The sequence below is a fragment of the Vibrio sinaloensis DSM 21326 genome, assembly GCF_000189275.1.
GTDB lineage: Bacteria > Pseudomonadota > Gammaproteobacteria > Enterobacterales > Vibrionaceae > Vibrio > Vibrio sinaloensis.
The window spans coordinates 1-10,323 of sequence record NZ_AEVT01000082.1 but is presented as its reverse complement, the minus strand read 5'-3'; the positions used below and the strand labels follow the sequence as shown (position 1 = coordinate 10,323).

At 45.7% G+C, this 10,323-nt stretch carries 9 protein-coding genes; 2 read left to right on the top strand and 7 right to left on the bottom strand.

Annotated features, from left to right (window positions below; all coding sequences use genetic code 11):
- Positions 1 to 231, top strand: a 231-nt coding sequence (locus RH45_RS22980; protein ID WP_138956421.1) for a GNAT family N-acetyltransferase, incomplete at its 5' end; no start/stop codon positions are given.
- Here RH45_RS22980 and RH45_RS14410 read toward each other — a convergent pair.
- The 5 genes from RH45_RS14410 to RH45_RS14390 all read right to left on the bottom strand — a co-directional run bounded on the left by RH45_RS14410 (position 168) and on the right by RH45_RS14390 (position 6,856).
- A complete protein-coding gene (locus RH45_RS14410) occupies positions 168 to 1,331 on the bottom strand; it encodes a GGDEF domain-containing protein (RefSeq protein WP_008078358.1) in 1,164 nt (387 codons plus the stop codon). The genes RH45_RS22980 and RH45_RS14410 overlap by 64 nt on opposite strands.
- Positions 1,332 to 1,521: 190 nt before the next feature.
- Positions 1,522 to 2,703 (bottom strand): hypothetical protein, encoded by a 1,182-nt coding sequence (locus RH45_RS14405; RefSeq protein WP_039958711.1) that lies wholly within the window; start codon positions 2,701 to 2,703, stop codon positions 1,522 to 1,524.
- A gap of 6 nt (positions 2,704 to 2,709) precedes the next feature.
- Positions 2,710 to 3,504 (bottom strand): outer membrane lipoprotein-sorting protein, encoded by a 795-nt coding sequence (locus RH45_RS14400; RefSeq protein WP_008078355.1) that lies wholly within the window; start codon positions 3,502 to 3,504, stop codon positions 2,710 to 2,712.
- A 13-nt stretch (positions 3,505 to 3,517) separates the two neighbouring features.
- Positions 3,518 to 5,893 (bottom strand): efflux RND transporter permease subunit, encoded by a 2,376-nt coding sequence (locus RH45_RS14395; RefSeq protein ID WP_008078354.1) that lies wholly within the window; start codon positions 5,891 to 5,893, stop codon positions 3,518 to 3,520.
- A 174-nt stretch (positions 5,894 to 6,067) separates the two neighbouring features.
- The gene (locus tag RH45_RS14390) at positions 6,068 to 6,856 is read right to left on the bottom strand and encodes a TetR/AcrR family transcriptional regulator (protein ID WP_008078353.1); all 789 of its coding nucleotides are present in this window, start codon (positions 6,854 to 6,856) and stop codon (positions 6,068 to 6,070) included.
- 221 nt (positions 6,857 to 7,077) lie between these two features.
- Here RH45_RS14390 and RH45_RS14385 point away from each other — a divergent pair, with 221 nt between their 5' ends.
- Positions 7,078 to 8,154: a PQQ-dependent sugar dehydrogenase gene (locus tag RH45_RS14385; protein WP_008078351.1), complete on the top strand. Its 1,077-nt coding sequence runs from the start codon at positions 7,078 to 7,080 to the stop codon at positions 8,152 to 8,154.
- Here the strand turns inward: RH45_RS14385 and RH45_RS14380 are convergent.
- Together RH45_RS14380 and RH45_RS14375 are read right to left on the bottom strand one after the other, a co-directional pair.
- The gene (locus RH45_RS14380; protein ID WP_241211648.1) at positions 8,151 to 9,545 is read right to left on the bottom strand and encodes a sensor domain-containing diguanylate cyclase; all 1,395 of its coding nucleotides are present in this window, start codon (positions 9,543 to 9,545) and stop codon (positions 8,151 to 8,153) included. The two genes, RH45_RS14385 and RH45_RS14380, sit on opposite strands and share 4 nt — an antisense overlap.
- Before the next feature lie 104 nt (positions 9,546 to 9,649).
- Positions 9,650 to 10,165 carry a hypothetical protein gene (locus tag RH45_RS14375; protein WP_008078341.1) on the bottom strand — a complete coding sequence of 172 codons (516 nt, stop codon included), beginning with the start codon at positions 10,163 to 10,165 and terminating at the stop codon, positions 9,650 to 9,652.
- Positions 10,166 to 10,323 lie beyond the last annotated feature (158 nt).

Genomic DNA, 10,323 nt, shown 5'->3' with positions numbered 1-10,323 from the left:
CTATTTTTGCTGGGCGAGAGCCGTGGTCATGGTATAGGTAAAGCCTTGAGCGAACAATGTTTGGTCTTTGCTCAGCAGCAAGGCTTTCGTGAATGCTATTTAGATACGCTCACGTCAATGGAGTCAGCCATTAAGCTGTATGAACGTCTGGGTTTTCACCACCTCGATCAACCTTTAGAAGGTACAGAGCATGGTGGCTGCGATGTATGGATGCTTAAAACCTTCGATTGAACGGTCGCGACTTGATTACGGCCAGATGACTTTGCCTGATACACCGCATTGTCCGCCACTTTGATCAAGTCGTTGTAATCGACCATCTCGTCGCTTCGCTCCCCCACCCCAATGCTAATACTGCCTCGCCAAACACTTTCGCCAACGGGGACTAACATTTGGTTCACTTTTTGCCGAGTCAATTCTGCAATGTGGGCGCCCCCCTCAAGGTCCGTATTGGGGCAGATGACAAAAAACTCATCGCCTCCCAATCGACAAACCAGATCGTCACTGCGAAAAGAGTGTTGTAGGGTCTGTGCCAGCTCTATCAGTAACCGATCACCCGCATCATGCCCAGCCGTGTCGTTGACCTGCTTAAAGTAGTCAGCATCAATCATAATGCACACGAGAGGTTCTTGATTTTGTATTGCTTCTTGCCAGTAGACTTTCAGTTTTCTAATTGCACAACGACGGTTCGGTAACCTGGTCAGTGAATCGGTTAGCGACAGCTCTTCAAGCTGCTTGTTGGCTTGGGACAACTGCTTCGTGCGCTCTTGTACCTTATCTTCCAAGCATTGGTTCAACTCCAACAGCTCTTTATTGCGCTCCGATACCTGTTCAAACAGGCCATTTAACGCCTTGAGCAAAGGCTCGGTGGATTTGTCTTGCTGCTTTTCTTCTAGTTGGTAGGCGTGATAAGGGTCTACGCCAGCTTGAACTTGAGCAACCTGACGCGACATGTTTTGGTCAATACCGAGAATGTGATAAGCCAGCCAATGTATTAGAAAGTTAAGTAAGTGCTCTGACGCCTTTTTGTTCTCTTCAGAGATGAAGGCCTGCATACTGACGATATCAGCCATGAACGCACGATGGACTTTCACATGCTCTTCAACGTGAGCATCGTATAAGCCTACCGAGCGCATCAGATTCTCTTCTTCTTTGAAATGAAATTCCGCATAACGCGACAGTTCAAACAGAGCCATTCGTATGTCTTGCAAAGAGATATTGTTTTCTGCGATCAATTCACCGTAGCGGTTGATGATTTCAACCAAGTACTGATGTTGCTCATCAACGTCATCAATCCCTGTTTCGTAGCACTTGTCCCATTGAAATGACTTCATCTGCAGCTTGCCTATTTATTTAATCTCACAATTCTCACTTGTAAGAAGATATTATAAAAACCCTTTCCAACCTATGGGATTTTACTTATCTTTGCGAACTGAACAGGTATCAGAAGTCAAAAAAGGGAGCTTGATCAGCTCCCTATGAGGATTAAGTTAGATTAATACTAATAAAGCGATGGCGAACAGCCTAAAAGTAATACTCCAAAGAGACTTCAATAAAGTCATCTTTACGCCCAAAATAGAGCAAATCATCCGGGGTATTGTTTTCAAACAGCCAGCCATCGACTCGCCAAGAGAGGTGATTAGTCAGACGACTTGAAGCCTCTAATTTTGCGCTATAAACATCACTGTTATCCAAATCTTGCGTAACACCGATTAGAACTTCTGTACTGTCTTCATCATTCAATACCCATCGGGCACCAGCAAAAATATCGTTTTGGCCGACAGTTTGCGCGTTATTACCACGGCTGTCATAAAGGTATTCCGAGATTAAGCCCAGATCCCAAACCGTATCAAACACGCCCACTAAGGTGTATTCGAATCCGGCGACAACACCTGTATGATCATCAAAACTATCGCGATAGATGGCTTCTAACTTCCATAGCCAATCACCGACAATGCCTTGTACATCAACGCCTGCCTGTTTCGCCTGAGCATAGAAAGGGCTAAGCTTTCCAGCTTCAAACTGGTAGTACGGGTCTCGATTAGTACCTTGAAAGTAACTCAAACCGAAATCCCAATCTCCCCACATGTAAGCGTAACGAAGTGCGTAATCGATATGTTTCTCTTCTCGGCTCGATTCGTACACGGCTTGCTGAGAGACGGGAACCGTTGGTCTCAATCTGCCCTCTTCACCGGCAAAGGTTCTTTCCCTGAAGTATGGCAGTAACAGTGCATCAAACGTTCCCCAGTCTTTGATCGCAGTGAAATGCAGCATGGGTTGTCCCAGCTTGTCTTCGCCATCTAATGACTCTATCGCATCTGTCTGATTCACCACATCCACCAAGTGGGCAGACTCGGTTACTCCCCAGAACACCTTGCCAATCCCTACGCGCCATTCGTAATCATCCCAGTAGTGAAGAAATAGAGCTTCACGGATATCCCCATGAGTGCGCTCCTCATCCATGCTATCGAGCCGATAGAAAGGAACAAAGGTAAAATCTGAACTCTCTCCCCACTGCCAATATAACTCAGGTTCAATCGCCAAAGAGCTTTGGCCACGCTCTTGGCCTTGGAGGCCAGACGAAAAAAACTGCCTATGCTCTAAGTTAATTTGCCCAGCCAACCCTTCAGCGTGACATTGTAACGCCAGCACGGTGAGTCCTATGCTGGCCGATAATCGGCCAGCCATCGTTATTTGTGATCTCATATGCACCTACTTCACTCGCTTAAGCACATTCTTCTCGAAATCTTTTTCCTTAAGACCCGTTTTAAAGGCAAGTTCGCTTGTCTTTAACAGGGTACTTTTGCCAGTCTGATGATTCACCATTGCCATGGTATGAGAGCGCCAATATTGATTGAGGTACTGTTTGTAATCAGCAAAAGTCAGTGTTTTAAGCAGTGACCCTTTGCGGTCGTAAAACTCAATTTTTAGCGGGCGATAATGAGCCTTGTCTAGCCAAACCAGTTGCTTAGTGTAACCGGAGTTTTTATCAGTCGGGATTTGCTCCAATACGTAGCTATCATCGCCATTTACTTGTTCATCTTTAAGGTAGTTAAAGGTGTACTTTTCTAGCTCAAATGAGCTTAAGTCTTCATACGCAAACTCACTGCCCATGAAAGGCCCGGATTTGTTGCGCGAAGAGATACGTTTTACGCGTTTAAGGGCTGGTAGGTATAACCATTGGTCATCCGCTTGCGTGGTGTGTGAGTGATTGAGGAAAGCCGTTCCTTTGACATCTCTAGGCTGATCAAAAATAGTGAGCCCTTTGTCGCCATCATTTGCCATTTCGAAGGATTTCAATCTCATTGCCCGGGTGCTGCTCTCTCCCTGGGCATTTTTGAGCACCATTTCCATTGTCGCGACAGAATCTCTCCAACCTAAATCACGCGCTTTACGTTCGGTTGCTATCTCCAACCCCAGTTCAGCAGTTGCGTAGACTTGTCCACTCAACGCGAGTAAGGCTGTAAAAGCAATGGTTTTGAGCATCGAGTTTTGTAACTTTTTCATAATCATATCCTTATTAGTGTTGAGCTTGCGTAACAGGTGGCGTGGTTGAGGGTGCTGTTTGTGTTTCAGGCTTATAACTAGCGGTGTCGAAACGCATAAGTAACGCGGGAAGAAAAACGAAATCGACGACGAGAGCAATAAAGATGACGATGGCACTAAGTTGTCCCATGTCAGCATTCAGCCTGAAGCTAGACATCGCCAAGACAGAGAAACCAGCCACTAACACGACAGTCGTGATCCATAGCGCTCGCCCAACAGTATGGAAGGCGTAACGAACGGCTTGTTCAGCAGACTGACCTTGCAATCTCGCCCGCTGATATTTGGATAAGAAATGCACGGAATCGTCGACAACAATACCAAGTGTGAGCGTCACAACCACAGACAGACCTAGGTTGATCTCCCCGGAAATGAGCGCCCAAATACCGAAACCAATAATGGCGGGCGCCATGTTAGGCACGACACTGATCAAACCGAGTCGCATAGAGCGTAAGGCAAAGATCATCAACGCAGAAATGAGGATAAGTGTAATTGGTAGAGTAGATAGCATGCTGGCCATGTTGGTTTCGCCGATATGAGCGAACATAAGTGACGGGCTAGAGGCGACCACTTCGTATTGGGGAGCGTTGGTTGCAAACCACTGATAAATACGATTCTCTAGCTCTACCAACTCGACGCTGCCTAGATTGTCGACCGTCACCACCATTTTAATCGACGATTTATCGACGTTAATCTGGTTGTTAAGATCAAGTCCATAAGGTAACGACATTTCATACAATAATAGGTACTGAGCGGCCAGTTCTCGGTCAAGTGGCAGTTTATAGTAGCTGTTATCATCGGCATGCATGTTCTTGTTAAGACGCTTATAAACATCGGATAGAGTCGCAACATGGTCAGCCTCAGGTTGCGTTCTTAACCAGTTCGAAAAGTCACCAACCGCTTTCAAGAATGTTGGATCAGCAATCCCTTGTGACTCATTGGTTTTGACCGCAATGCTAATGTTGGTCATTCCACTTATGCGCTGCTCCATAAAGTCAGCTGCACGTCTGAACTCACTGCGTGAATCAAAATACTTAACCGATTCATCATTGACTTTATTAAGTGGCAACATGACTGCGGAAACAGCAATCACTATCGCGGAGATAGGCAGCAGTGCTTTTCTGTGATTAACAACCCAATCACCAAGCTTATCCATAACATCCGACGAACCATTGGCTGCATCTTCAACTTTCTTCACTTTAATTGGTAGAAGCTTCAGCATGGCGGGCAAAAGAGATACTGATAGGAAGCAAGCAATCATGACGCCAAGAGCAGCGAGGTTTCCGAAATCTCTCAAGACTGGTGAATCGGACATATTCATCATTAAAAAGCCGATTGCAGTAGTAACAGAAGTGATCAAGATGGGCATGAAGTTAATGGCAACACTTTGGTCAATCGCGTAGATCTTGCTGTGGCCCTTTTTCATGTTCTGACGCATGGTCGCAATCACGTGCACACAATCAGCAACCGCTAAAGTCATCACCAAGGTTGGAATATTGACTGTGGCGGTACTAAGAAACATTCCTGCCCAACCAGAGAGACCCATGGTGGCAGTAACAGAGGAAATGATAATAAACAGCGTTGCGATAACACTGAGGATAGAACGTAGCATCAAAGTGAGGAAGAGAAGAATCACCACCAGCATTGTTGGCACAAGCGTGGCACTATCGTCTTGCGCTGCAATCATGAAAGCGTGGTTCATTGCCACAATACCGGCCTTATGGAATTCCACATCAGGGTATTGTTGCTGGTATTTTTCGATTAGCGCATTGGCACTATCCACAACTTCGATCGCTTCAGCTGTCTCATCAATCTGAGGTAGCTGGACCGTGATGTTTACAACAGTGACATCGCCTTTCTCTGAGATCAACGAATGCTTTAAGACTGGCTCAGATAGAGCAACCTGTTTGACTTTCGCTATGCGAGATTCTGTCAGTTCGTAATCTTCCAACAAGAGGTCTTCGACGATCAGATCATCTTCCAACGCTTCGGTATGCTGATAGTTAGCAATTGAATCTACACGACTAGAGTAAGGGACTTGCCAAGCATCGTTAGTCAATTGCTTAACTAACGTGAGTGTCTCGGGCTCAAACACTTCTCCACTTTTGGGAGCAATAACAATGGATAGGTTGTCCGACTTGGCAAACGTTGTTTGAATTTCGTCGTAAGCTCTGAGCTGAGCATTTTGTCCGTCAAAAAAGATATTGTAATCCCCTCTAAAATAGAGGTTCTTAGCACCTAAGGTCGCGGCTATTACCATCAAGGTAGTAAGCAGCATCACCCACCAGCTCAATCTTGTGGGTAGCGTCAGCCAACTAGGCGGTTGTTTCGGTATAGAAGGGTCAGTTTTCATCACTTTCTCCATTTGTGACGTTTCGTCATTAATTGTTATTTAAAAACCAGCATTTGCTGGCGTTTAAATAACAGAACAACTCTTTCCACTTAAAACTTAAGTGTCTGTGTCATTTTTGACGAAACGTCACTAACAGCGATTTAAAAAGCCCACATTCGGGCTTATTAATCAGTGCTACCGACCAACCGACTCGAGGTATTCGATCTCTTTGGCAAACAACTCTCGTTCAACTCTTTGCCAAGTTTTTCGATAATCCCATTCTGTAGACAGCGGCTTCCAACCTAAACCATCTAGCAACATGTTGGCATTATTGAGTACCGTATATGGGTCTTGCAGACGATTGATACAGTGGCTGTTTGAAGCATTTTGTGTCAATGCATTTGAACCAAAAGCAATTGACCAGTTGGCAAACACTATCGCATCAGAGCCAATGCCTGGTGAAAATTTCAAATCACCACGCTCCACACCAAAAAGCACCAATTGATCAGCATGATCAATCACCTGCTCTTCAAGTTGGTTCAACTCTTTGACCCTTTCTGCTGATGCTTTTTCAAGTACCCAAGGGCTTTTGGCCATAATCGCACAGGTTGAAAGTACTGGCTCCATTCGAGCATAGATCCTGTAACCAACGTGCAGCGCAATGACCTTTTCACGTGTACTGCCTTCAAATTCAGCTGCGCGTGCAAATAATAAGGCCTCACTTTTAAGCGAATGTATGCACAGCGCCATAATCACATCTTCTTTACTGCAAAAATGATTGTAAATCGTGCCCTTAGAGTAAGCACTTGCCGAGGTTAATTTATCCATCGTCATGTTGCTCCACCCCTGCTCTTGCACAAGTGACTTAGCCAACAAGGTTAGCTCAACCTCTCTATCCGCAATCGCCTGCTGCTTTTTGGTTAAGCCCAATGAGCAGCCAGAGCTCTCGTGTTTTTCATTTTTACTACAGCCAAAACCAAACATGATTATCTTTTCCGTCTCGCAGTCTACTCCCTAACTCTACTATTGTAACACGAATATCATTTAGGTATAAAAACCATAAATGACGCATCGTCACTTTTGACACTTCGTCATAATAGTCCATTTATTGATCATTTCAAGACATTTTATGTAAAACATTTATGGCAGTGATTAATCATTCTCAGTGCTAAGATAAATGCAGCAATCGTTACAAGGACGTCAGTATGATAAAGAGAACCACCTACCTGATCGCAATAATAGCCCTTGGGATCAGCCACTCGACCATGGCTTGGCAGGCCAAAGAAGTTACATCGGGGCTCAATGTTCCCTGGGGTATGAGCTATTTCGACGATGAAAAGTTGCTGGTCACTCAGCGTAATGGTGAGCTTGGGATTGTCGACCTCAAGACAGGTAACTTCTCCGCACTGCCTAGCGTCAGCCAAGCTAAGGTAACAGGCCAAGGAGGGCTGCTTGATGTCGCTCAGTCTCCGTTTAAAGCAAAGCAGTTTTATTTCACGTACTCCAAACAAGTCAATGACGCCGTTGAAACGACACTCGCCGTCGCCGATTTAACAGCCAGTGGCATGGAGAATTGGCGCGAATTGTTAGTCACCCAGTCCGGTTCTGATGGCGGGCGTCACTTTGGCAGCAGAGTTACGTTTGATGAGCAGTTCGTCTACTTCTCGGTGGGTGACCGAGGCGAAAGAGATAATGGACAAAACCTCTCTACTCATGCTGGCAGCATAATTCGGTTACACCCAGACGGCCGCGTTCCTCAAGACAACCCCTTTGTTAATAAAGACAATGCTCAAGCTGAAATCTGGAGCTACGGACACCGCAACCCCCAAGGGCTTTTCTTCGATCATACCAGCTCAAGATTATGGTCCATTGAGCATGGGCCTCGCGGCGGTGATGAGGTGAACGAGATATTAAAGGGTGAGAACTATGGTTGGCCGATAACCTCGCATGGCAAAGAGTACTGGGGACCAATTTCGGTTGGTGAAGCAGAAGAGCTACCTGGAATCCAACCCCCTAAGCAGGTGTACGTTCCTTCTATTGCACCCAGTTCTCTGATTCTCTATCGCGGTGGGCATTATCCCGAGCTCGACGGGAAATTGGTGGCTGGGGCGCTAAAGCTTACTCATCTGAATATTCTTACTTTGGATAAGCAAGGTAACGTCATTAAAGAGCAAAGAATTCTGGAATCACTGGGAGAGCGAATCAGGGATATTGAAACGACTCCCGAGGGAGTACTCTATTTTAGTACCGACAGCGGAAAGATTTTCCGCCTAGAACGCTAGTTTTTAGTTTCCATGTCAACCGCTCGCCAGTTGACATGGTTTCTCCCCTGCTCTTTACTGCGATACAAGGCTTTATCGGCCACATTAAACATGTGCTCTTGCAACGCTTTGTGATCCAGAGGCTGCTGGTTACGGAAAGAGTGATGGGCAATGGTACCACCCGTCGAAACCGTCACTACTCGATAAGGCATGTTCCCGGCATGTAGGATACCCAGCCCCTCAATCTCGAGTTTTAGACGCTCTGTGAAGTAATAGAGCTGCGACTCCGATGGTCTCGCGCACAGAATAACAAACTCCTCACCACCATAGCGAAACGCTAAATCACTGTCGCGCGCCAACTCCGCTATTTTATTACCGACTTTAGCCAGGGCGTTATCACCTTCTGTATGCCCATAGATATCATTGAAAGACTTGAAATTGTCGACGTCGCACACAATCATCCCCACGAACTCCCCTCGGCCAAGATGGCGCTTAATGAAAGGTAAAGCAGTGCGAGTATATTTGTAACGCGAGCCTAACCCCGTCAAAGGGTCGGTATCGGATTTTGTACGCAAAATATTGAGCTGGCTTTCTATCTTAACCAACAACCCGCGATATGCGCGTGCTAACTGGCCAATTTCATCCGTACGTTGCAGTTCAGATAAGGAATTTATTTCCTGATAGGCGTGTTCAGAGCGCATACTGGCGGCAAGCTTTTTCAACGGCGCCACTATCCAGTGAGACACCCATAAAATAAGAAACATCGACACAAACAAAGCGCTAATCGCTTCTATCAAGAGCTCTTTGATTAATGCATGTTGGATCTGAGTTAATTTGCTGGCGTCAATGACAGCCCAAATGTACCCGCCGCTTACGTTGGTTAACGGGACTTGAACGTGCAGAACACAATCTTCTTGATCAAGCTGATAATGTAGATCATTCAATTTAGGCTTTTTCCAAAGGAGTTGAAAGCTCTGAGTCAGGCCGAAACTTCGACTAAGGGCTTCATATTCCGTTTCACTCCGATTGAGCAAGTAGTTGAGTTTTCTTATTTTTATCGGGCTCGACAAATCCGGTGAGAGTAAAGCCTCCCTATGCTGAAGCAGAGTATCAAATGAGCGATTAACCTCTGACTGAGTCACATCGGCGCGCCATAGCTCCTGAGTTGCAGCCAGATACTGTACCTTGACTGGACGTTTGGAGTAATCAGATACACCGCTCACTTCAAAGTAGAGAATGTCTTCCATCGATGCGATTAGCTGCTTAGTTGAAGACATGGTCAGGTTGGCGTAATTTAGCCCTGCGACCGCGCTAGAAAAGAAATTGATGTGCGATTTGATTGAGTATTCCGCCAGCAGCGCTGAATAGCTGACATGCCTGTTCCACTCGCTGGCATAACGCGAATAGCTCATACACACCACAATAAACAAAACGAGAACCAAATGAGACCCAAACAGCATTTGATTAATGGATAAGCGTTTAAGTGGTTTACAGAGTATTCGCAACATAATGAAACCTAATCAAACATGGTCGTCTGTGGATTCGCACAGGTGCCATTGATGCAGATGTCTTTATATGTGGTATGGCAACTATGGCAAAAACTCGGTTTTAACGTCGGGTGTGTATGGCTGATATCTTTACCCTGCCTATCATAGCTACCGTATATCGCTTCGCCACCGATATGTTCAGTGACCCAGACAATACCTTGAACTTCTGAAATGGCAACTGCAGTAGGCCCGTCTGTGTACGGGCCATGTTGCTGATACTGATTTAACTTCGCGGGGTTGACGCGAATCGTCAACGGAGAGCCTTGGCCATTGTTTATCCAACTATAGGCACGTACAGATTCCTGCATGAACAAAGAAGCGTCTTCGGGAAGTATGGTGTCTGCAGGTAGGTTCATGGATTCTTTGACGATCGGCCACTCTCTCCAGTCTTCAGGGTAACTGGCTAGAGAATCAGCATAGGCGTGATAGGTTCCCGTCACAGCGGCGAGGGAAGCAACAACAAATCTCGACCTGTTAATATCCATCCTCTCAACAATCAAAGATATACGTGCATAATTTATAAAGATTGACGCATTCTATTCGATCTATGATGGAAATTACACTTTTTTGAGCATTTTATCAGCAAGAGACAATTAGAAGTAACAGATACGAAAAAGCCCAGCTAGATGCTGGGCTTTTCTAA

Coding starts and splice junctions, on each gene's coding strand:
- RH45_RS14410 (WP_008078358.1), bottom strand. CDS start 1,331: ATGAAGTCATTTCAATGGGACAAGTGCTACGAAACAGGGATTGATGAC.
- RH45_RS14405 (WP_039958711.1), bottom strand. CDS start 2,703: ATGAGATCACAAATAACGATGGCTGGCCGATTATCGGCCAGCATAGGA.
- RH45_RS14400 (WP_008078355.1), bottom strand. CDS start 3,504: ATGAAAAAGTTACAAAACTCGATGCTCAAAACCATTGCTTTTACAGCC.
- RH45_RS14395 (WP_008078354.1), bottom strand. CDS start 5,893: ATGAAAACTGACCCTTCTATACCGAAACAACCGCCTAGTTGGCTGACG.
- RH45_RS14390 (WP_008078353.1), bottom strand. CDS start 6,856: ATGTTTGGTTTTGGCTGTAGTAAAAATGAAAAACACGAGAGCTCTGGC.
- RH45_RS14385 (WP_008078351.1), top strand. CDS start 7,078: ATGATAAAGAGAACCACCTACCTGATCGCAATAATAGCCCTTGGGATC.
- RH45_RS14380 (WP_241211648.1), bottom strand. CDS start 9,545: ATGAGCTATTCGCGTTATGCCAGCGAGTGGAACAGGCATGTCAGCTAT.
- RH45_RS14375 (WP_008078341.1), bottom strand. CDS start 10,165: ATGGATATTAACAGGTCGAGATTTGTTGTTGCTTCCCTCGCCGCTGTG.